General features: G+C 56.2%; 21 protein-coding genes and 1 tRNA gene. 6 read left to right on the forward strand and 16 right to left on the reverse strand.

Translation table 11 applies throughout. The features are described 5' to 3' along the window. Positions 1-8: 8 nt before the first annotated feature. Positions 9-383, forward strand: coding sequence for a DUF3768 domain-containing protein (locus GGR00_RS20315; protein WP_246441511.1), 375 nt, complete (start codon positions 9-11; stop codon positions 381-383). 124 nt (positions 384-507) lie between these two features. Next, positions 508-873, forward strand: a complete 366-nt coding sequence (locus tag GGR00_RS20320) for a hypothetical protein (protein ID WP_184700689.1) — start codon at positions 508-510, stop codon at positions 871-873. Between the two features lie 8 nt (positions 874-881). Here GGR00_RS20320 and GGR00_RS20325 read toward each other — a convergent pair whose 3' ends face one another. After that, on the reverse strand, positions 882-1,103 hold the full coding sequence (locus GGR00_RS20325; RefSeq protein ID WP_184700809.1) for a helix-turn-helix domain-containing protein: 222 nt from the start codon (positions 1,101-1,103) through the stop codon (positions 882-884). Between the two features lie 103 nt (positions 1,104-1,206). Here GGR00_RS20325 and GGR00_RS20330 point away from each other — a divergent pair, with 103 nt between their 5' ends. The 4 genes from GGR00_RS20330 (at position 1,207) to GGR00_RS20345 (ending at position 3,064) form a co-directional block, all read left to right on the forward strand. Further along, positions 1,207-2,169: a hypothetical protein gene (locus GGR00_RS20330; protein WP_184700691.1), complete on the forward strand. Its 963-nt coding sequence runs from the start codon at positions 1,207-1,209 to the stop codon at positions 2,167-2,169. A 41-nt stretch (positions 2,170-2,210) separates the two neighbouring features. After that, positions 2,211-2,390: a GYF domain-containing protein gene (locus GGR00_RS20335; RefSeq protein ID WP_184700693.1), complete on the forward strand. Its 180-nt coding sequence runs from the start codon at positions 2,211-2,213 to the stop codon at positions 2,388-2,390. A gap of 252 nt (positions 2,391-2,642) precedes the next feature. Continuing rightward, positions 2,643-2,801 (forward strand): superinfection immunity protein, encoded by a 159-nt coding sequence (locus GGR00_RS20340; protein ID WP_184700695.1) that lies wholly within the window; start codon positions 2,643-2,645, stop codon positions 2,799-2,801. Positions 2,802-2,812: 11 nt separating this feature from the next. After that, positions 2,813-3,064, forward strand: coding sequence for an SHOCT domain-containing protein (locus GGR00_RS20345; protein WP_184700697.1), 252 nt, complete (start codon positions 2,813-2,815; stop codon positions 3,062-3,064). 399 nt (positions 3,065-3,463) lie between these two features. Here GGR00_RS20345 and GGR00_RS20350 read toward each other — a convergent pair whose 3' ends face one another. The 15 genes from GGR00_RS20350 to hisD all read right to left on the reverse strand — a co-directional run bounded on the left by GGR00_RS20350 (position 3,464) and on the right by hisD (position 21,136). Beyond that, positions 3,464-5,440: an endonuclease NucS domain-containing protein gene (locus GGR00_RS20350; RefSeq protein ID WP_184700699.1), complete on the reverse strand. Its 1,977-nt coding sequence runs from the start codon at positions 5,438-5,440 to the stop codon at positions 3,464-3,466. A gap of 16 nt (positions 5,441-5,456) precedes the next feature. Next, complete coding sequence (locus GGR00_RS20355; protein ID WP_184700701.1) at positions 5,457-7,397, reverse strand: UvrD-helicase domain-containing protein; 1,941 nt, start codon at positions 7,395-7,397, stop codon at positions 5,457-5,459. Next, positions 7,381-9,345 carry an ATP-dependent nuclease gene (locus tag GGR00_RS20360; RefSeq protein ID WP_184700703.1) on the reverse strand — a complete coding sequence of 655 codons (1,965 nt, stop codon included), beginning with the start codon at positions 9,343-9,345 and terminating at the stop codon, positions 7,381-7,383. The genes GGR00_RS20355 and GGR00_RS20360 overlap by 17 nt, the downstream gene beginning before the upstream one ends. A 535-nt stretch (positions 9,346-9,880) precedes the next feature. After that, positions 9,881-10,447, reverse strand: coding sequence for a recombinase family protein (locus GGR00_RS20365; RefSeq protein ID WP_184700705.1), 567 nt, complete (start codon positions 10,445-10,447; stop codon positions 9,881-9,883). A 198-nt stretch (positions 10,448-10,645) separates the two neighbouring features. Then, positions 10,646-11,995, reverse strand: coding sequence for a phosphorylase family protein (locus GGR00_RS20370; RefSeq protein WP_184700707.1), 1,350 nt, complete (start codon positions 11,993-11,995; stop codon positions 10,646-10,648). A gap of 24 nt (positions 11,996-12,019) precedes the next feature. After that, positions 12,020-12,472: a response regulator gene (locus tag GGR00_RS20375; protein WP_184700709.1), complete on the reverse strand. Its 453-nt coding sequence runs from the start codon at positions 12,470-12,472 to the stop codon at positions 12,020-12,022. Between the two features lie 14 nt (positions 12,473-12,486). Beyond that, positions 12,487-15,096, reverse strand: coding sequence for a sensor histidine kinase (locus GGR00_RS20380; RefSeq protein ID WP_184700711.1), 2,610 nt, complete (start codon positions 15,094-15,096; stop codon positions 12,487-12,489). 566 nt (positions 15,097-15,662) lie between these two features. After that, positions 15,663-17,363, reverse strand: a complete 1,701-nt coding sequence (locus GGR00_RS20385; protein WP_184700713.1) for a DUF6538 domain-containing protein — start codon at positions 17,361-17,363, stop codon at positions 15,663-15,665. An 86-nt stretch (positions 17,364-17,449) separates the two neighbouring features. After that, positions 17,450-17,525 (reverse strand) — tRNA-Phe (locus GGR00_RS20390). A gap of 164 nt (positions 17,526-17,689) precedes the next feature. Continuing rightward, positions 17,690-17,908, reverse strand: a complete 219-nt coding sequence (yacG, locus tag GGR00_RS20395) for a DNA gyrase inhibitor YacG (protein WP_055977872.1) — start codon at positions 17,906-17,908, stop codon at positions 17,690-17,692. Beyond that, positions 17,905-18,534 (reverse strand): Maf-like protein, encoded by a 630-nt coding sequence (locus GGR00_RS20400; protein WP_055977876.1) that lies wholly within the window; start codon positions 18,532-18,534, stop codon positions 17,905-17,907. The genes yacG and GGR00_RS20400 overlap by 4 nt, the downstream gene beginning before the upstream one ends. Positions 18,535-18,585: 51 nt before the next feature. Further along, positions 18,586-18,804, reverse strand: coding sequence for a translation initiation factor IF-1 (gene infA, locus GGR00_RS20405; RefSeq protein WP_006200926.1), 219 nt, complete (start codon positions 18,802-18,804; stop codon positions 18,586-18,588). A gap of 88 nt (positions 18,805-18,892) precedes the next feature. Continuing rightward, a complete protein-coding gene (locus GGR00_RS20410) occupies positions 18,893-19,348 on the reverse strand; it encodes an arsenate-mycothiol transferase ArsC (protein WP_082496638.1) in 456 nt (151 codons plus the stop codon). Positions 19,349-19,351: 3 nt separating this feature from the next. Further along, the gene (locus GGR00_RS20415) at positions 19,352-19,837 is read right to left on the reverse strand and encodes a UPF0262 family protein (protein ID WP_055977880.1); all 486 of its coding nucleotides are present in this window, start codon (positions 19,835-19,837) and stop codon (positions 19,352-19,354) included. Between the two features lie 6 nt (positions 19,838-19,843). Beyond that, entirely contained in the window at positions 19,844-21,136 is a 1,293-nt protein-coding gene (gene hisD, locus GGR00_RS20420) for a histidinol dehydrogenase (RefSeq protein ID WP_184700714.1), read from the reverse strand. Between the last annotated feature and the right edge of the window lie 7 nt (positions 21,137-21,143).

Consider the following 21,143-nt stretch of genomic DNA (forward strand, 5'->3'; position numbering starts at 1 on the left):
AGGCGGCGATGCGCCAGACTGGACGTGATGCAAACCCGGCTGCCGATGCGGCCGGGTCTGTTCGGGTCGCGACGATCCGCTCGCTCAACGATGCCTTCCGCACAAGTTTCGTCGGCGGCACGGTGATGATGACGGCAGGAGTTGCCGCTCTGCCGGAGATCGAGCGGCGGGCGCTGCTGCGCGCGGTTCGGGCTTTCGAGGCGTTCGACACCGACAACGATCCGCATGGTGAGCATGACTTCGGCGCTATCGATCAAGACGGCGCCCGCTACTTCTGGAAGATCGAATACTACGACATTGACCTCTCTGCTGGATCACCTGACCCGAGCGACCCACAACAGACGCGGCGGGTGCTGACCATCATGCGCGCCGAGGACTACTGAGATGGCAGTACGCGTAATGGACCGGCGTAGACTGCTGCAGGCCGCGTCCGCGCTAGCCCTGTGGCTCGCGATACCTCTGGTTGCCTCGCGCCGGGCGAGGGCCGAGGCCGGCAGGGCGGCTGTGATGGACTCGACTCCCGACGGTGACTTACTGGCCCTGGCGGATAACACCGAGCCGGTGTCTTCGGCACTGATGCAGATGATGTGCGCGCACTGCGCGGCGTACTCGGAGCTTGAGCGGATCGGCAAGAGAACCGACGCTGTCGTGCTCGGACATGCTCCGGCACTCACTGACTTCGAGCGACTTGACGAGGTCAGTCAGTTCGAACGTGACCTCTTTCTTCGACTGTGTCGGTATCCAGCCAGCAACGATGCCGAGCGGCAGGAGAAGGCCACATACCTGCTGGCGTTCTGCGACGGTGACGAGTTCGAGCGCGAACATGTTCGAGCGCTGCTTTCATCGATGGGACGGCGCGATGGCCAACTGTAGTCGTAGGTTCAATCGCCTTGACCGTCCGACTTGAGCAGTTCGACCTGGCTGACGCCAAAGGCCTGCGCGATGTCGTAGAGCGTCTCGACCGTCGGGTTACGCTTACCGTTCTCAAGATCGCTGATGTATTGCTGGCTGAGATTGGCGCGCTCGGCCACCTGCTCCTGCGTTAGGCCGGACGCCTTGCGCAGGCGCGCAAAATTCCTCCCGACCAGTTTGCGCATATCCATGCACAACCAATCGGAGATTCCGAGCATTGTTTTTATCAACTATAATATGTATTCACGGGTTTACGGGCAAATGAGTGCAATGGGGCAGGGGATGGCGCTTATAATGAAGAGCAGAGTTCGTGGTGCGGCCGTGTGCTTGCTGGCCAGCATGGCAGGCTGGTCCTCGGCTTGGAGCGAGGAGTTCGACGCGGTTCAGGATCGCTTGTCGCCGACGAACACCATGACCTGCCATGTCCGCTGGTCCGACATGGCGCTCGATCCTCTCGAATCTGGTGAGGACCTCTTCTCGTTTACATTGACCTACATCGACGATGTTCTCTGGTTTCGCGGCAAAAAGGTTCAGGGGGTGGTCAAGCCCGATCCTGCCAATCGGTGGATCGGGGTATCAATCGACCACCTTCTCGAGATGCATGGCGGCAGCCAGCTTGTCGACAAAGTGAAATCTCACGGCGGAAACCCGTACGGCCAGCGGATCGGCCTCGCGTTCAAAGATGCACAGCTCTACCTGATGCCAGTGCGCAAGACCGTCCTCAACGGTCAGCCCAAGGTCGTAGACTGCGAGCGTCATGCGGCTCCTACCCCAAGCTCGGACCAGTTCAGCCAAGCGCTCGAAGCGATGGGGCAGTCCGGCCCACCTTTAATGACATACACGTGTCGCCTCTCGGGCAATCAGGTTCTCGGGATGCCCGTGATCATTGGTCGGGAACAGTTTCGCACCGTCTCCATCAGCATCGCCGAAGATGCGTCAGCCTCTGTGAACGGTACCGTGCTTGAGCCCGTACACGTCCAGCATGCTGCGAATGGCGACGTCGCCAGCGTCGTCTACGATGCCCGTCAATTCCAGCAGGCTATGGCCGGTAGCGCGTCAGCACAGTCCATGGGCATGGACCAGCAGTCATTTGACCGAATAAAGGAGCTGATGGGTGGTGCGGTTGACCAGTCCATGGGCGACCGACGCCGCTTCGTGTCAATCCCGCTGGATCAGGACACAATCACCTTTTTCGACCTCGACGCCAGTGACCAGCCGACAAGCCAGACCGTGGGCAACTGCGCCAGAGGCATGTGATCGGCCCGCCAACACAGAATAGCGAAGCGGGGAGGGGTGAAATGACGGACTGGTACTATGAAGACAAAGGCCAGCAGCGAGGACCGATCCCTGAGAGCGATCTGGCGCTGATGTTCGCTAATCGGCTGCTGCCGCTCGAAACGCGGGTATGGACGGTGAAATTCGGCAATGAATGGCGGCTTTTGGATCGGGCTACTGCTGGCGTGGGCCGACGCCCGTAATTTCAAGCGCAGTCGCCGCAACCCGCAACTGCGGACCATGGTGCCGTTCGTGCTACTGACACCTATCGGTTATTTCTGGCGGCGCTGGGCCATCACCAGAACCTCGCTGAGGTACCTGTTCATCTGGATCGGCTGCTTAGTGTTTTACGCCGTGGTCCTAGCCGGACTGTCGGATCCGCAGATCTAACCTCGAGCCAACAGAACCTCTCGCCGGGCGGCCTTGTCGCCCGGCTGCCTCATATCAGGTTGATCGTGGACGCAAGCGAAATCATAGCCGGGCTGATTATACTGGCTGCTGTCTACATGATCCCAACCATCGTCGCCTTCTGGCGCCGCCACCCCAATCGGTGGGTCATCCTGCTGCTCAACATCTTCTTGGGTGCGACCGGCATCGTTGGTTCGGCTGCTTGATTTGGGCATGCATGGCCGTGCACATCACCAATGACCTGCACGGCAGCAATGGCGGTGAATCGGGCCTCGACCTCGTCGCCAATGACGTGGTGCCCGTGCGCCTCGTCAGCGGCTCGCCGGCGCCGCAAACGCCGCCACCGCTACCGGGCAGCTCGCCAGTGCACGACGACGCCCTAGCGCGCCTTGAGCGGTTGAAAAAGCTACTCGATGAGGGGGTAATCGACAGAGAGCAGTTCGAGCGGCTGCGGAACCAGATCGTTTAGCCGGCAGGTGATTTACTGATGAGCGACTTATTCGCCCGTAGCCTCCAGCCTCTGCGTTGCGAATGGCCGCAAAGCGCCCGCATGCCGGTCATTTCGTACTTGAAATTCTCCTCCCAAAAGCAGGCATCCTCAATGTGCCAGCCCCAGTGAGCCCCCGTTGCATCCCCGCGTGCGGCGCTTGATCCGGCATCGCCCCGAAACGCACCGTCGAATCCTACGTGGTTTGATCGCGCACAGGTGGGCTTCGCGCCCCTCCCGTGCCCCCCCCCACGACCAGCGTGTGCCGCTGGACCGTATCAGAGCGTCCGCCGCGAACCGCGCCATGCCTTCACATGGATTCGACCAAAGGGCCTTCCTGCCCTTGGAACCCTGACGACAGCTCGCGCAATCTTGCACAGGTTAGGGTCCAGTCGAGTCGTCGTCATCCTTTGCACCAAAAAAGCCGCCGACCAAGAGCCACTTCCCATCACCCTCGTTTCTGTAGAGCTGCCCGACCCCCCATCCGATACCCGCACCGTAGTAGATGGTGCAGTCAGCGCACATGTTTGCAGCCGCATCGTGTTCCTTCAGTCGTGTATCAGACATGAACGTTTCACCAGAAAGCGGAATCGAGCAGATGTCGCACTCGTTGGGCGGATCGATGTAGTATTTTCCCTGTTTGACAGTGAGAGGATCGACATGATCTTCAAGCTGGCGATCCGCTCGGCTTCCGTCGCAGATACCTGGTCCGATACGGGGGCCGAGCTTGTGAGCTATGATGCGCACTAGCCTTTCATTGCGTTCCAAATAACTTTTGAGTTCGCCGAAAGGCTGTAACGCCGGTACTTGGCGCCACCGCCTATTTTTCATCCTGTAGAATTGACGTTCGTCGCCCTGAGCATCGCACCTAAATGATCCGTAGCCGAGGTTCAAATCCTCCAGTATGTCGATGTCTCTGGCCTCATATCCGCCCCAGGTCATCGTCATAACCAGCATGCCAATGTCGCCTTCGTAGTAGTTAGACAAAACGTTTGTGAAGGCGTCGGCGCTTATCGGATTATCATCCAGCGACGATAGCTCTCCGATGTAAATACGACGAAGCTCCCCTTCATTTTGGATCGCCAGAGTATAGGTTGGGACATAAAGAGCCCCTGTCTCTTGCGTGACAGTGAAAAACAGCGTCAGCATGCCAGTGGATGGGGAATAGATAGAAACATCTACAGTAGCTTTTGGAAATTCTGTGCGAGCTTCTTCAAGCTGATCCCTGATCATTCCAGCCCAAACCGGATTGTTTGGAAGGCATTCCGAAACATCCTTCAGCAACTGAGTGACTTCGGCTCTATCGGAGAGAATAATTGAACGTTTGAGCCTTTGACCGGATGTGCCTGCCTCACCCGCAATTTCACCGAGAATTGTTTCATCGGTCAAAACGCTGTTCCGCTCGAATGCTCCTCGGCGATGTATCGCCTTAATTGTCCAGCCTTCGCCATCGAGAAGTTTGGTCCGAAATTTTGCCGGATATCCTATTTCAAAATAATCACGATCAATTTTTGGCTTTGCAAAAAGCGCATACTCCAGAAGAGAGCTAAGAAGCTCTTCTCCTTCGAGATCATCCATAAATTCCTCTACTTCCCTGAAGACTTTCTGGTCATTTCGGATTATCTCTAGGTACTCTTCGGGCGACTGTAGTTGAGGAACAAAATATATAAGATGGTCCATCCGCTTCATCTTGATGGCTACATCGGCGATCTCCTCCTCAGTCGGCTCCTCTGCTCCTCCGCGTATACCGTTTATTGATCGGGCGGTGGCAAGCACCGATGCCTCGTAGAAGCCTTCGGGGGCTTGCATCTCCACCATTATGTAGTCGTTAATACCTTTGGTTCGGCAACTCGCGTCATAGCTGGCGATCCCTTTCTGGAGCCGCTTTTCACTACGGTAGAGGCTTATCTCGTGCCAGGGTGAGAGAACTCTGCCAGAGCTCAATGCCAAGGGTTCCACTGCCTGCGCCGTGATCGTATTATCCGGCTCAGCCAAAATTATCTTTACGCCATTCGCCGAAATCGACGTGTCCTGGACAAATCGGGAAAATGGAACAAGCAGTTCTTTCCACTCTGTGGAAACTATAATGGCGCGTATTTCATCGTCGCGCGCGCCAAGGTGTCCTTTGACAGCTTCGACATATTTATAAATTTCATGAATGGCCTCACGAGAAGCGGCATCGCTTCTCTTAAGCTCGATGAGAACCCATCTCCCTCGCTTGTCTCGCGCCAGAATGTCTATGAAGCTTCGCGTTCCAATCGTGCTTGGCACGAACTGTTCGATTTTGAGGAGGGTCAAACCATCCTCTAGGACTTCTAACTGGCTGGCGAGTAGATCGCGGAGGGGGGCTTCAAACACGTGTTGGCTCATTGAGTCAGATAGCTGGGACAGGAGGTAATTCCACGATAGCCCAACCCTTGATCTCCTGAAGGGCTTGGCGCTGCACATCGGAGATGCGGTCTTTGTGCACAGCCAAGCAAACCAAGTGTCGTGCGCGGCTGGTCCCGACATAAAGCTTTTTCATGAAACTAGCCCGGATGGACGGGTTGGTTTTCGGATGCTCAGGATCAAACACTGGCCTTTCGAGGTCGCTATCAATCAGAAAGGAAAGCATCTCTTGCACATCATAAAGCGTTCCGAACTTCGTCTCTAAAACTAGCGTTGCGTCATGCGTCTCCCCTTTGACGCCATGTATGGTCGAAACCTCCATCAAGATTCCGTTTGGGCTGGAGAAAACATTGCCGGGGAGTACAGCTTCGCCATCAAGGTCAGCTGGGAGTTCTGAGAACACCATAAACGGTACAACATCGCCCGTTCCGATGTTTACATCGCAAACCTCCCCCAACTGATTGGCGATATTCGCCCAGTGTTCCGCGGGTAGGTCTTCCATCATTACCATTTCGGCCATTAGCCGGTTGAAGCGAACGGTCGTGCCCTTTTCGGATAGGTATCGTCCAAGATTGGAGAGTGTTACCGGCCCGTCTTTTCCATTGCGGCCAACGTACGTCTTTCCCGCAAGCCGAAGCAATTCGACGACGCATTGTCTAAGCAGGTGAGTGTGCGCCTGGACTGAGCCACTCGCCAGTTCTGTGCATCGTCTTGCTGCCGCACAAAATGTCGAGGGCAACACAGTTCGCTGAGATTGCGCGCGATCAAATGCCGGCCAATAGGTCTGAATGTTAAGCGGCTTGGCGCCGCCCTCATTGTCCGCGCGCCCGCCTACCACTTTGATCGTCTGCCGATTTGAAGCCGGGAGTGCCTCGACAATCTCCGCAAACTTCGGCAGCACTTCGCCGATTGTTTCGTCGTCGAATACGATAATCGAGCAGGCCGGCGCATTTTCCAAATCCGCCCTCGATCCAATGAGGTTTATGCGCCTGGTACTTAAGCCGCGAACCTTCGCGGCGATTGAGTTGGTGAACCTGCTACTGTCGGGGATAGGCTGCAGCTGGACGGCAGCGCCATTGAAACTTTCATTTGGTTTGTCACCCATACCATCGAAAATTGCCTGATCGGGATCGCCAACCTTTTGAAACTTGATGCCGGCATCATTGGGAAAAATACGGCTTAGAAACTCGTCTTGATATCTTGACGTGTCCTGCATTTCGTCGACGAGTACGATAGGAAAGCGGTGCCGTATCGCCTCCGCTACGGCCGGATTCGACACCAACAATTGGTCAGCAATCGCGTACATTTCGGAATAGAATAGAAAGCCATTCTTGATTGCTGCGTTTTTCGCAGCCTTCATGCTCTTATAGGAATCCGTTTGTTCTCCCGGATTGCCCGGAATGTCGAGCTTGAGGGCACCATTTTCGAATCTGTACCGAAGATCTGAAATCTTCCGTTGCTGACTCATGGCGAGGAATGTACGGGCCGGCAGAGATAGGCGACCCTCTAGAAAATTCGCAGTTGCCGCATCGTCAATCCGCCTCACAGCAATTCCTGTGGAGCGGCATGCAGGCAGCGCCAGGAAGGTGTTCGTAAAATCCTGAATAGTCCCAATGAAGTGAGGATAAGAAAGGAGGGCTCGGCCGGCCGGGTCAGTGCCAATTCGCTCCAAAATCTCATTCTTGGCGATGTTCGTGTGGGTAAGCACGCAGATGCCTTGATGTAGCGCGGACCACTTCTCTGCGAGCAGAATCAGCTTAAGCCCTATGACTGTTGTCTTTCCCGCCCCAGGGCACGCGTGGACGTTTTGGTACTCCTTAATCGCGCTGCGCCGCGCTTCGTCTAGGACAAGCGCATCCTGCCCAACACCATGGTTGAGCCTCGCAAGCAAGGCTTCAATCGCCGCATCATCAAGCTGCGGCAGCATCTGGCCCAGCCTCCTGCGAGGGTGGCTTGAGAGCAACGCCCGTCACGTGCTCCAATGCGTTTATGATATAGCCGGGCAACTTGGATCGTAGCTCGTCTCGTCGAGCGAGGGTCGCGGCAGCGTCTGCGTTTCGGCGTGCCTCGGCTTGTGCCTCGTCTTCGCCTTCGGGGGATGGCGTGACGACTGAGCCGAAGCGGTTTGTCAGCAATGCGGAGAGTTTGTAGGCTACTTCGGTTTTGCCGCCACTGGACTCCGCAATGTCTTTGAAAATCGCGATTGCGCGCAACTCATCGTCGTTGTTAGGCAGGGCATCGTAGCCTTCGATATCTCCCTTCAGGGCTTCGTACACTTCTGCAGAAAGACCCGCGCGAATAAGCGAATATTCAAAAGTCCAGTGGTCGGAAAGTTCGACCCTTACATTCTGGCCCGCCGAACTCTTTCGAGTTGCGATCCATTGGGTTCTGCCACCCGGATTATCTGCGTAATGAGACTCCCAATAGGCCTGATTGCGAGGTACTGCTTTCTTGAAACCGTAGATATTTCCCTCAGCAATCTTCGCGCGTTCCGGTCTTAGGTCGAGATCGCGTACGCAGGCGACGCGTGTGCTAAGCCACTCTGCCTGCAGCGCATCCTTCCCCCTGCGTTGAAAAATTCTTGCAAAGTGCCCAAAGGCCAGACTTCCGACGTTGACAACCGACACGCCGTAATCCTCAAAGGCGACATCCAAAAGCTGGGCTATGCTCGGAAGCAAAATGTTTTCGCCGTCGCCTTCAACCAATAGGACGCCTTTCGCGAAAAACAGATTGGACTTTGTTACGTCTAAGAACTTTTCGAGAAAAACGTAGTTGCCCGACTCCAGATTTGTCTCGCTTGGCCGCAGCGAAAACGCTTTCGCGCCCGACATGATTATGACGTTGTCCAACGGAGCTTTAGACGCCAGATTAGGGCTATGTGTCGTGAGAATGCTTTGAAGCGATGAGTTGCGACTGCTGAAACCTTCGCGCAGAGCCTTTAGAAATTTCATTTGAAGCTGGGGATGGAGATGCGCTTCAGGCTCCTCAATTAGCAGGAGCGGGAAGTCATGCTGCTCCTGTTCGAGGAGTAGCAACTCGGTCGCCATAAAAAGCAGATTGCTGTACCCTAAACCTTGATAGCGCTCTTGAGCGTCGATCAAGAGCTGCAGCCGCTCTAATGTCGCGCGGAACATTTGCCTGCGCTCAATCCCGGTAAGCTCTGCGAGGTCGGTCCCTCCCATTATGCTTATAAGCGGGTTCAAAGTGTTCGATTTGAAGTCCAGGTCCCGCAGTTGCGCCTGGACGCGTCCTTTCGCAGACTGAACGCCGTCATTTCCCATGATTGATTGGTTGGCTGTAACAATGGCGGCGAGAAGCTGCGTGATCGTTGGCTCGTTGAATTGTTCAGAAGATTCCAGAATTTGGGCGAGGCGCGAGCCCCTTCCTCCCATAAGTTCGGCCTCTGCATCCCGAAGCGGCCTTAGATAAGTACTCGCGAGAAACTCTCGTGCCTCCCGTTCAATCGCAGGTCCATCGGCGTTTGCACCTGAGCGTATCTCTGTTCGGATTTGACGCGTTCCCCGAACCGTAGAGGTCTGCTCAGCTAGTAGGTTTAGATAAAGGACGGACGTTCGACCTTGGCCCTCGGCGTTTTTTTCGTGCGTCAGATGCTCTACAAACGCGCCCGCTTGTCTGGTGTTGATATCTTCGAATTTGAGCTGGATAGAGAACGCGTTCGTTCCTTTGCGGAAGTCGCGATCTTGAATCCGTGTCCATTCTCCGGAGTTGACCGACAGCGCGTAACGCAGTGCATCGACCAAGGCGGTCTTGCCGCTGTTGTTCTCACCAACGATGACGTTAATTCCGGTGTTCAGACGAACTGTGAACTCCTGAAACAGCCTGAAGTTCTTTATCGTTACATTGGATAAAAACATGGTTCCCCCTTTTTTGGGGGGAGACTACTCGTCACATTTGCATCGCGCCACGAAATTTCGCGTTGATCGGCCGCTTTCGCGAATTCTAGAAACTTATACAACGGCTTCGCCCCTGCTCTGACAATGGCGCGGCTCCCGAGGCTTCGCGCTTCGCTTGTGCGCCCGCAGCGCTGATCCTTGCCCGCGCGCCTGTTCTCGTCGAAGGGCAAGGATTCGGCGGGAGCTGAACTCTGACTACAACAAGATCACTGGCGCGATTACGAGCACCTGAGGGCGCGGGTATCGTGAGCGACTTCAACAGGGAGAGAGCGCGCGAATCGCTTCGATTTCACCACGTTTACAGGCGCCGTGGTGAAATGGCGCTACGTTGGGTACGGCGGCGGGCATGTACGTCACGGGGTTGAACGGCAGCTTTCCCTTTTTCCAATCCCCGAAAGCCGACTGTCTGGAGTCGGCCCCCATAAAGACGTTCAATACCAAGGTGCCGAGCTCTCGTGCGACCAGGCCGGGTGCGAAATTCAGCCCCTACCCGGAACTAGCGGGAGCGGTCTGACGCCTTTATTTCATTCAAAATACGATATGCCTGCATTCGAGAGCAGCACACTTCCTTGGCAATGGCTGCCGCGCCGATGCCCTTTGCGTAGAGGTCCAAAATGGCTGTCCGATCGATCCGTTGTTTGGCTCCCTGATACACGCCTTTCGCTTTGGCTTTCTCAATTCCTTCGCGCTGGCGTTCCTTGATGAAGCGCCGCTCCATCTGCGCGACCATGCCCAGAACGGTGATCACGAGATGCCCCATCTCGCCGCGAGTCGTCACATGGGGATCTAGCACGGTCACATGGGCGCCCTTCTGTTCGCACTCATGCACGAGGTTCAGCACATCGCGGGTCGAGCGCCCGAGGCGGTCAAGCCGAGTGACCACCAGTTCGTCGCCGGGGCGCAGGAAATCCAGCACAGTCGCCAGTTCGCTGCGGCCTTCGCGGCTGGCACCAGAAACCTTCTCTGACCGAACGACCTCGCAGCCTTCGGCCTTCAGCTTGTTGATCTGGGTTTCAAGGTTTTGGTCGGTGGTGCTGACGCGAGCGTAACCAATGCGTGCCATGTTGTAACCTCAAGGTCAAAACACGACGCTAACTTGTCACAAATAGTCGATGTCAACCCAGATGTTACGTCGCGCCTGCCAGTGCTTGTTACGTCACGGTGGGGTATGCCCTGATGTTACAAGGAGGTGAAGCCGCTACGGCGATTGCGCCGAAGGCAGTTTGACCATCCCGGGGGCAGGCGTCTTGGATCATCCAGTCTATTGATGATCGCTGGGCAGCGCGGTCTTGTCAAAGCTCTGCCCGAGGTATGAGCAGATCACCTGCTCGAAAATGACGAGCGAGCCGACACTGGCAATTTGTTGATATTCTTTCGATTTTTGGCCGTCACCGAAATCCGCGACCCCCTTGATACAGATAGGTTCAGGCTTCGCGCCGGGACAAAACGAGGTAGCCGAATATACCGCATGGCACTCCATCTCAAGCGCAATTGCGTTTGAAAACCGCTTTAAAATCTCCTTCGACTGAGCGGATGCGGCAACCACACTCGAACCTGAGACATTCTGGCCCATTCGAATCTTAGGTGACGCAGGGATTTCCTTCCTTGCGGCTGTGATCATCGCGGTTGAAGAATGCACCGAATATAGTTTCGCAAGTTTCTTCGATAATAGTTTTTGGCTCGTTTCGATTAAATTTTCTGCATGCATTTTCAGTGCGGGGGAGATATTTCCTGAAACTGGTCGTGCCTCAAAGAATGCTATCTCCTGCATCCTTCCGGCCTTGGCCCGTTTCGTGTCGCTATAGCGGCCTTCGTCCCAGCAAAACGTGTCACTCATAATCACAACGTCGCCGAGTTTTTGCGGGTCCGATGAGGCGGCATTGTTTAATCCGCAGCACATTCCAAGCATCGACACAATCTTTGGCTTGTACCTCGATATTGCGAGACTGGTTGCTGCAGCGGCGCTGGCGAGCCCTGCTCGTTGAATGCAAACGACTGCCGCTTTGAGAGCAAATCCGGTCGATGTGTTCCAGACGCCTGTCTTAACTTTGAAGCCGGGGAAACGCCCATCATCGCTTAGAGTACCCTTTTCCCAACTCATGGCATTCACAATGGGAACAAACTCGTTGTCGTGTCGGGCAGTCAGTATTACTGCGTCGTAATCGAATGAGCTATCATGGAAATTTACACTAGCAATCTTGGTGCGCTTTATGTATTCGATATGACGAGATAGTCTGAACTTCCATTCATCTGAGATTGAGCTGTATTTTTCTATAGAAAAGTACTCTAAAGGATATGAGGAGTTCGCTGACAATTCTTCTGGAAACTCCGTAAGATCAATAATGTAACTTGGGTTTATTGCTTGACCTCGGGTTATTAGTTCAACTATGTCTGCGGAATTCTTGCTTGCAGGCGATCCTCCCCTCAGGACCGGCACTCGAATATCGAGTATTACAAGATCGTAGTGATTTGCTTCGAGTTGCCTTTGCGCGGTTGAAAAATCTGGCGCTCTATCTAGGCGGCGATATGAGCCACTGGGAAACAGGGCCCTGCGCACGGCTTCGAACTTTTCATCGCCGTCCTCAACGACCAGAACAGAGATATCCCCCATAGCCAACCCCAACTAAAAGTATCGTTAGAACCTACCCAAGACTTCTCCTATGCGAGACGCCATGTCTACCTTCCATTCATCTGTCCCCAGTTTCACTCGTACAACACCGCGATAGAGGTTTGGAAACGCGTCGCGCAACGCTGCGTCGAGAGAGTCGATACTCTCAAAGTGAAGGGGATCCTGGCGAAAAACGTCATGCTGAGTCGCTACGATCACGGCGGTCGCTTCAGGCCCAGCGTTGATAGCTTGCAAAACCTCGATGCCTGCAAGGCTTTCTTTGCTACTAGCGGACAAATTTCCCTCGGCCGCATGCAGAGTCATGTCGAGTATTACCAGATCCCATCGTACACGCTCCAGCGCGGGATAAGCTGCTCGCAGCCCCCGGACGTGGGCAGTCTCCGAAACTGCGAATTGCGATACCACATCAATAATCTGTCGAGCCTTATCTTCGTTATCTTCAACAATAAGCACTTTCATTGAATTTAGTCCGCCTAAGCTGTTTGTGGAAAGCTCACTTCGACAACAAAGCGATGGGTTCGCACAATTGGAGGTATGTTGATGTGGCAGTTTGTGAAATCGCGAATGCAAATACGACGGATCTTCTTAAAGCCAGTTCCACCTTCTCCAAAAGTACCTTTTCTGTGATCTCTCCGCGCATACTCTGTTGCTCTCACCCAAAGTTGTTCTCGCTGAGCTTCGCTCATCTCGGCAAGGTCATTTTCCACGCGGATTGTAAGTAACTCGCCCTCAACTCTATATGTTACCTGAACGTGTGTCCTTGGCCCAAGGCCACTATACTTTACGGCATTCGCGATGAGGTTGTGGAGAATCGTGACAACAGCTTCGAAGTAAATGCCGAGCATGCGGATATCATTTTGATATCCTGAAGAAACCCGCCGACCAGCCGTTAGCGTGAACTTCACGTCACTCGCCACGCTAGTAGACCGCTGAGGCTGAATCAATTTGAGTTCGAACTCTGCAAGATCTCGCAAGGAAAACTCCTCGATCGAGCTGCCGACGTCCGAGATTCCAATCCAAGCCCTAACATCAGCAAACGCAGCGTTTAGACTCTCGGTAAGCCTTTCGCGCAACGCGACTTTGACATCGTTTGCGCTGAAGAGTCGTTCCAGTACCCCTCTGATTTCCGGCATCAATTGGTTCGAAAATGCTGTTTGAGCAGCATCTGCAACGTAGCGGGCTCCCTTGCTTACCTCGTCCAAAACGGCGTCAGCCAGCGCTCCTAGCTCCAATCGCCCGTCCATTGAAAGAATTTTGTTTAGTCGTTTGGATACGTCCTCCCGTAGTCGAGCAAATGTCTGACCATTGCGATGAATTGTCAGCCATTCGCCCATGTACCTCTGGATCGCGACCGCAACTTGGTTCTTCAGTTCCGCCGTTACCTCATAGTCCTCGGAAGTACGGCAAGCGAGATCGATAGCGTTTAGTATTCGCGGTTCGATTACGCCGTGGCGGAGGTTGTTGCTCAGAACCGATTCAAGGGAAAAATCTGAGTCGAATATCGCAAATGCGACAAGGTGTTCTGCCATCACCTGAGAGAGGTGATGCCGGAATACCGCCTGCTTTAGCTGTTTCCCGGTAAGACCAATGTCGAACGTTTCAAGAAGGCTCATTTCGAGGCCAAATTGCAGTTCGGCCTTGTTCAAGTGTGTCCTGCCAAGGCCATATATATCCTTGAAATAGAATCCGCGAAAAACCGAATTTTCTTCAGCAAGTTGTTTCAGAAAGTAGTCTCGCTCTGAACCGGCGTGCTGCAAAATAAAACGTATGATAGCAATTCTCGTCTCAGAAACCTGCCGCTCATCTCTCGCTAGACCGATATCTGAACGTGTGTGATTTTGCGACTGTGGATGAAACACTGAATATAATCGATCTGCGACGCTTTTGTCCGAAAGGTAGGTAAATACCAAGTCACGACAAGGCTGTTGTATAGATAAGAATCTGCGAAGAAAAGTATGAATGCTTCGCGCCCTCTTTACTTTAAGGACGTCTGAGGCAAGAGAAAAAATTTGGCGATTTACGCGACCGCTACCAACTGCAAGTCCAACCTTCAAGGGAAAGCGGCGTGCAACAACAGGGTCTGTCATAAGGATTGAGACAAATATCGAGGTCGGCCTATGATCTGCAGGAAATCGCATAATGTACCCTGCAATAGATCCCCAATCCAAGAAATTCAGAGACATCCGATCGATTTTGTATAGGTCTTTTAGTTCACGGTATAGATGTTCGCGTGACATCCGAGCGTAAACGATAGAGTATATGTTTAGTGTGTGATTGAACGTTTTGGCGAGGAATTCCTTGCTGCGTACCTTGATTTTTAGAGCGTCGAGATATCGTCCTTGTTGATACAAATCGAACTTCCGACATAAGGCTCCTGACGTGGGGTACAGCATCTGGACGGCGCTTTGCATCGAGCCAGTGGTCCATCCGGGAACCTCATAACCGTTCAGCTTTCTGAGCACTAGAAGAACGTACAACGCCTTTTCGAGCAATACGCCTTGGCACTCGCTGGTGATTACCTCCAGCGAAAGGTTTTGTATGTCGTCCTCGGGGTCCGAAAGCCTGAGGAGTGAGTGAGGCACAACGTTGCCAATTAGCGGCCACAAGAAGCGAAGCATATTCTGCAAGCTCCGTCGCATGTCCTGGATGTCGTTCACCTCCAGCTGCCGAGCTAATCCTCCATCTCGGGCCTGTAGTGCAGTGTCTGCCAATTTTCGGTAGGAGCTCAGCGTGGCATCGATCGTATCGTATTTGAACGTTTGTCGATCAAACAGGCCGGTGTAACAGCGGCGCATTCGAGCGACCGTTTCCGGGGGGAGCGCTTTACCGGCAACTCTGCAGAACAGTGAATAGTCTGCAGGGGGCATGTCATGCGCTAGATCGGTGGTAGCGTCGACAAAAGCATCCCCAACGGACAGGTTTCGAAAAACTGTGACGTCGTCCGGATTGTCGATGATCCCCGTTAGCCGCTCTTTCAGAAGGTATGACTTGTAGGTGAAAGAGAAGCCAAGGTACGACTTTAGATTGTGATGCCTTTGAGAAAAATCTGAGGGGCCATGTGGTGGGTTTAGCAGAGTGGCCAATGCGAGTGATCTTTGATCAACCGCACGAAATTTCCTATTTTGCGCGAACTTTTTTCGGGCTTCAAACGCAATTATCCTTTGCTTGACCCCAGCGCGTATTCGGAGGCTATCTAGCGATGCGTCCAAAGTCTCTCTCTCTTATTTGGGAACAGGCGAAGGATAGCGGGACGCATTGAAAATTCAATGACAGCGCCGCGCTTCACGTGACCTGTTACTGACAGTTTCATTCACTTGGTGCTAGAGTCCGGCATTCAAACAACATCGGACTGATGAAGCGAAAGCGGTTCGCGGAAGAACAGATTAGCGCGGTACTGCAGCCTCTCATGGGCCTGTCGGAACAGCGGGCTTGTTCCATCGTCGGGGCCGATCAGAAGATGGTACGCTGCCGCTCCGATCGTACGCGGAGATTGCGATGCGGGGCTAGAGCCAAACGCTCGTTCGCCGACTTGCAAGCGATGCTGCTTGGTAGACTACCGGTATCAGGGCGAACCGTCGACACCAGCGTAGAACTCTGCTGGTTCTGGTCGGTTCCCGGAGGTGTCGTCAGAGATCCCTTGGCGGCCGCTCTATGTGAGCCCTGCCAGCGCATAGGAGGGCAGTTTTGCAATCTCTCCGGCCATCGTCTTGAGCGTGACCTCGCCGTACGTGTCGGCAACTGTCCGAGGTGCCTGACCTTGAATCGCGTCGAGGATGCGGGGAGGGATTCCGGCTTCCATGCCAATGGTCTTGAATCGATGTCGCCAGCCATGATTGGGTGCTACGTTCGGGTCGGGCACAATGGTGCGCCCGAATTCGGCAAGCCGGTTTTTCAGACCCCTCAATGCTCCGCGAGGGTTCTCGGAAGAGCCGACATTCAGGAAAAGATGACCGTCGCCGGACTCTTGCACAAACGTCGGGAAACCGAGATCGATCAACTGCTGATGTAGCGGTATCTGGCGGGCTTCGTTTGTTTTTACCGTTCCGGCTTCAGGGGTGATACGAATTACCCACAGGTCGCCGTGCTTGGACACGTCCTGTTTTCGCAGTTGGGCCAGTTCGCCCACGCGGGCTCCTGTGAACGCGCACAACCAAGGTATCCAGCGTTTGGCGCCAAAGGTCTTTGGGTTCTCTCGGCCTTGCTCATGCGCTAACGTGCCTTGCAGGATCGTTGTGGCCTCGACGTCCGTGAAGCTCTTCGATCTTAGCCGAGCCTGTTTCGCTACTCTTAAGGTAACGTTCGCAGCTGGATTGTGGGTAACAAGTCCGTTTTTCACACCCCAATCGAAGACGACTTTTAGGGCAGAAAGTGTGCTTGTCTTAACGGTCTTGGCAGAGACCCTTTTACCGGTCTTCGGCGAGGGCGTTGCAAGCCTGTGATCCTTGAAGGCTACAACGTCCTTCATCGTCACCTTCGATGCATCGTCGTGTTTGAGGAACCGCACAAGATAGACAATTGTGTTTCTGTAGCTCTCGTAGGTGCTGGGCTTTCGTCCTGCAGCCTTGCTCTCTTGCCACCAGCTCTCAACCAAGCCTGTCAACGTAGTCGCCGTATCTAGCGCGCCAGAAGACCGTGGCTTTGTATCGGCCGGGTCAATGCTGCTCTTTGGTTGGCGGGGATTGAGGCCAGCATGATCATCTTCCAGTCCGAAATCGCCGCCTTCTAGGCGCTGCAGGGTCAAGCTTGCCTTCTGCAGAGCGGCTGCGACCGCACGCGACGTTTTGTGGATACTCCACTCATCATCCATGAAGCCATTTTCGCCCAAGATCATCTGAGCCGTCTCGACGCAGCGTGTTCTCATCGCCTTCCAAAGGATGTTCTCTATTGGAATAGTGCCCGGGTCCGCGTCAGCGATGCCTTCCACGCCCGGAATAGGTTCGGTTTGCGGCAGCGGGTACTTCGTCCACATGCCCTCATACAGGTTGGTATGCCAGTAGAACTGCTCGCTCGGGTTTTCGTGGAAATCTGCAAGCCATTTGTCATGGACGAGCTTGGCAAGAAAGTGCGCTTCACGGTCGGTGATGACTCGCGTCGCATCCCCAAAATCGGCATTTGCGACGCCGTCTGGATCGCTTGGTCGGCCCCGTAGCCGAATCTGCGCCCATTCGAACTCCAGCGCGGCGAGCGCGGCAGCGTGCTTTCGTTTGGCCTCTTCGGGATCTTTCGTGCCGAGTGTCTTGGTGATGATGCTGCGGCCGGTCAATTCCGCAATATCGGCCGGTAGCCGCTTGCGAAGCCAGTACACGCCGGTCTTTGGGTGTTTGAAAGGACGGCTCATTGCAAGCACCATGTGCGTCACCCGTGTGCATCACTCGGGTAGCCTTAAGTGCTTAATTTTACTGATTTTTCAGCTAAGTCAACACCTTAGAAAGGTGGTGGTGCCCAGACGCGGATTCGAACCACGGACACGCGGATTTTCAATCCGCTGCTCTACCAACTGAGCTATCTGGGCCTAGTTCCAGGATCGGGCCAGGAGCCTTGATCCGGGTGCCTTGAGTGGTGCGCTGCACCCTTGAAAGCGGGTGGGTTATAGCACGAGATTTGCCCCTGTCCAGCGCCCCGGATGTCTTTTTCTGCAAAGAAATCACAGGTCATCGCGGAAGCCGAAAAGGCGCGTCAGTTTCGTTCGCCGGCTTCGCTGCCGCCGGTCGAATCTTCTTCCTCGTCGTCGCGGACGGGAATGGCGTAGGCGCCCGAAAGCCAGCGGTTGAGGTCGACCGCCTTGCAGCGCGGCGAGCAGAAGGGATAATTCTCGCGCACCGAAGGCTTGCCGCATTCGGGGCAGGGCTGCTTGGCGCGCAGGGGCGTCACGACATCGGTGGGCTTGCCCGTCACGCGCGTGCCCCGGCCTGCCAGTTGAGCTGGACCTGGTAGCCTTCGCCCGAAAGCAGCGACGTGGTTTCGTAGAGCGGCAGGCCCACGACGTTGGTGTAGGAGCCGACGAGCTTGACCACGAAGGTGCCGGCAAGCCCCTGGATGCCATAGCCGCCGGCCTTGCCGCGCCATTCGCCCGAGGCGAGGTAATTTTCCATGTCCTGCTTCGACAGGCGCTTGAAGCGGACCCGCGTTTCGACCAGGCGCTGGCGCAGCTTGCCTGCGGGCGTGACCAGCGCGAGGCCGGTATATACGCGGTGCGAGCGGCCCGACAGAAGCTGCAGGCAATGCAGCGCCTCGTCCGAGGTCTCCGCCTTCGGCAGGATGCGCCGTCCGACCGAGACCACCGTATCGGCGGCGAGGATGAAGCCAGACGCGGGCTCGGGCTCCTTGGCCAGCACCTCGTGCGCCTTTTGCGCTTTGGTCACAGACAGCCGCTTGGCCAGCGAGCGCGGGTGTTCGGCGCGCATCGGGCGTTCGTCGACATCGGCGGGAAACAGCCGGTCGGGCTCGATGCCTGCCTGCTGCAACAGCTCGACACGGCGGGGCGAACCCGAGGCAAGCACAAGCTTTTGCAGATCGCTCAATCCAAGATCCTGTGGGCTAAGACCGCCGACGCGCCCGTGGCAGCGGGCGGTTTACTTGAAGCGGTAGGTGATACGGCCCTTGGTCAGGTCGTAAGGCGTCATTTCGACGAGGACCTTGTCACCGGTGAGAACGCGAATGCGATTCTTGCGCATGCGGCCGGCGGTGTGGGCGATGATTTCGTGTTCGTTTTCGAGCTTGACCCGGAACATCGCATTCGGCAACAATTCCGTTACGACGCCCGGAAACTCGAGGACTTCTTCCTTCGGCATTCGGTACCTTCGGTTTGGGTGGCTTTCCCGGCGCCCCGGCCGGAATTTGCGCGGAACCTATATGATAATCCGCGCTTTGTGAACACGCTTAATCGGCGTCGATTTTCTGTGCGTCTACAGCAAATCTTTCGGCCATTCTGGCCTTCAGCCGCTCGCGCACGTCCCTGTAGGCGCTCATGATCTGGTCGCGCGTGCCAGTAGCGGCCGTCGGGTCCGGTGTCGGCCAGTATTCGACGTCGACCGCCATCGATCGCGTGAATTCGAGCGCGGCGTGATGCGCTTCCGGCGCCAGCGTGACGATCAGGTCGAAATAGTCGTCCTCGAGGTCGTCGATGGTCCGCGGCTGGTGCTCGTCCAGCGCCATGTCATCTTCGGCCAGCACGGCATCGACGAAGGGGTCGCGCTCGCCGGCGCGCACGCCCGCTGAGGTGACGAAGGTCGATGGCGACAGGCGGTGGCGGGCAATCGCCTCGGCCATCGGCGAGCGGACCGAATTCATTCGGCACATGAACAGGATGGAGCGCGGAGATTTTGCGTCCGCCATGCGTCATCCGCGCCAGTGCAATACGCAGATCAGCGTGAAGAGGCGGCGGGCGGTGTCGAAGTCGATCTCGATCTTGCCGGAGAGGCGGTCGAGCAGGGTCTGCGAGCCTTCGTTGTGCAGCCCCCGCCGGCCCATGTCGATCGCCTCGATCTGGCTCGGCGTCGAGGAGCGGATCGCCTCGTAATAGCTTTCGCAGATCATGAAGTAGTCCTTCACGATGCGGCGGAACGGCGTCAGCGACAGGATGTGGGTGACCACCGCCTCGCCATGCTCGCGCGAGATGGCAAACACCAACCGCGCGTCGACGAGCGACAGCTTGAGCCGGTAGGGCCCGTGGCCGTCGTCGTTCATCGGATGAAACGAGTTCTCCTCGATCAGGTCGAAGATCGCGACGGCGCGTTCATGCTCGACGTCGGGCGTCGAACGGCCGATCGACTCGTCGAGTTCGACGTCGACCAGGCGGGAGCGTGCGTGGCCTTTGTCGGACATGGCCGCCTACATGTTCAATCTGATGGCGACGGAGCGCGCATGTGCGTCGAGCCCCTCCGCCTTGGCCAGCGCGATAGCTGCCGGCGCCAGTTCGCGCAGCTGATCGGGGCCGAGCTTCAGGATCGAGCTGCGCTTGACGAAGTCGAGCACCGACAGCCCCGAGGAAAAGCGCGCCGAACGCGCCGTCGGCAGCACGTGGTTGGAGCCGCCGACATAGTCGCCGATGACCTCGGGCGTATGCTTGCCGACGAAGATCGCCCCGGCATTGCGGATGCGTGGAAGCAGCGCCTCGGGATCGGCGACCGCAAGTTCGAGATGCTCGGCGGCGATGCGGTTGACCAGCGGCAGGGCGGCATCGAAATCGTCGACCAGGATGACGGCGCCGAAATCGCGCCAACTCGCCGCGGCCGTCTCGGCGCGAGGCAGCAGCTTGATCTGGCGTTCGACGGCCTCTTCCACCTGCTTGCCGAAGGCGGCGTCGTCGGTGATCAGGATCGACTGTGCCGACACGTCATGCTCGGCCTGGGCCAGCAGGTCGGCGGCAAGCCAGTCCGGGTCGTTGTCGCTGTCGGCGACGATCAGCACTTCCGAGGGGCCGGCGATCATGTCGATGCCGACGGTGCCGAACACCTGGCGCTTGGCGGCGGCGACATAGGCATTGCCGGGTCCTACGATCTTGGCCACCGGGGTGATGGTTTTGGTGCCATGGGCAAGCGCGGCCACCGCCTGGGCGCCGCCGATGCGGTAGATTTCGGAGACGCCGGCGAGATCGGCCGCGACCAGCACCAGCGGATTGATGACGCCGCCTGTCGCGGGCACCACGATGACGATGCGCTCGACGCCGGCGACCTGGGCCGGCACCGCATTCATCAGCACCGAACTCGGATAGCTCGCCGTGCCACCAGGCACATAGAGCCCGACCGCCTCGACTGCCGTCCAGCGCGAGCCGAGCTCGACGCCGATCGGGTCGACATAGCGGTCGTCCTTGGGCATCTGGCGGGCATGGTGCGAGCGGATGCGGTCGCGCGCGAAGCGCAGCGCCTCGACCGTCTCGGGGTCGGCGTCCCTGTAGGCCTGGTCGATGTCCGCGCGTGTGACCGCGATGCCCAGCGTCGCAAGGTCGGCGCGGTCGAATTTGCTGGTGTAGTCGATCAGCGCCGCGTCGCCGCGCGCGCGCACGTCGTCGATGATGGCGCGCACCGTGGCCTCGACGTCCGGCGACACTTCGCGCTTGGTCGTCAGGAACGCCGCGAAGCGCGTCTCGAAGTCTGCATCGGATTGGCGAAGGGTGATGGCCATCGGGAAT

The sequence above is a fragment of the Aminobacter aganoensis genome, from assembly GCF_014206975.1.
In the GTDB taxonomy this organism is placed as follows: Bacteria; Pseudomonadota; Alphaproteobacteria; order Rhizobiales; family Rhizobiaceae; genus Aminobacter; species Aminobacter aganoensis.

Excerpts from the sequence above, each read along its gene's own strand:
- GGR00_RS20330 (WP_184700691.1), top strand. The coding sequence starts at position 1,207 with ATGAAGAGCAGAGTTCGTGGTGCGGCCGTGTGCTTGCTGGCCAGCATG.
- GGR00_RS20335 (WP_184700693.1), top strand. The coding sequence starts at position 2,211 with ATGACGGACTGGTACTATGAAGACAAAGGCCAGCAGCGAGGACCGATC.
- infA (WP_006200926.1), bottom strand. The coding sequence starts at position 18,804 with ATGCCGAAGGAAGAAGTCCTCGAGTTTCCGGGCGTCGTAACGGAATTG.
- GGR00_RS20365 (WP_184700705.1), bottom strand. The coding sequence starts at position 10,447 with ATGGCACGCATTGGTTACGCTCGCGTCAGCACCACCGACCAAAACCTT.
- GGR00_RS20355 (WP_184700701.1), bottom strand. The coding sequence starts at position 7,397 with ATGCTGCCGCAGCTTGATGATGCGGCGATTGAAGCCTTGCTTGCGAGG.
- GGR00_RS20370 (WP_184700707.1), bottom strand. The coding sequence starts at position 11,995 with ATGGGGGATATCTCTGTTCTGGTCGTTGAGGACGGCGATGAAAAGTTC.
- GGR00_RS20320 (WP_184700689.1), top strand. The coding sequence starts at position 508 with ATGGACTCGACTCCCGACGGTGACTTACTGGCCCTGGCGGATAACACC.
- GGR00_RS20345 (WP_184700697.1), top strand. The coding sequence starts at position 2,813 with ATGGCCGTGCACATCACCAATGACCTGCACGGCAGCAATGGCGGTGAA.
- GGR00_RS20410 (WP_082496638.1), bottom strand. The coding sequence starts at position 19,348 with ATGGCGGACGCAAAATCTCCGCGCTCCATCCTGTTCATGTGCCGAATG.
- GGR00_RS20360 (WP_184700703.1), bottom strand. The coding sequence starts at position 9,345 with ATGTTTTTATCCAATGTAACGATAAAGAACTTCAGGCTGTTTCAGGAG.
- GGR00_RS20415 (WP_055977880.1), bottom strand. The coding sequence starts at position 19,837 with ATGTCCGACAAAGGCCACGCACGCTCCCGCCTGGTCGACGTCGAACTC.
- GGR00_RS20325 (WP_184700809.1), bottom strand. The coding sequence starts at position 1,103 with ATGGATATGCGCAAACTGGTCGGGAGGAATTTTGCGCGCCTGCGCAAG.
- GGR00_RS20385 (WP_184700713.1), bottom strand. The coding sequence starts at position 17,363 with ATGGTGCTTGCAATGAGCCGTCCTTTCAAACACCCAAAGACCGGCGTG.
- hisD (WP_184700714.1), bottom strand. The coding sequence starts at position 21,136 with ATGGCCATCACCCTTCGCCAATCCGATGCAGACTTCGAGACGCGCTTC.
- GGR00_RS20375 (WP_184700709.1), bottom strand. The coding sequence starts at position 12,472 with ATGAAAGTGCTTATTGTTGAAGATAACGAAGATAAGGCTCGACAGATT.
- GGR00_RS20315 (WP_246441511.1), top strand. The coding sequence starts at position 9 with ATGCGCCAGACTGGACGTGATGCAAACCCGGCTGCCGATGCGGCCGGG.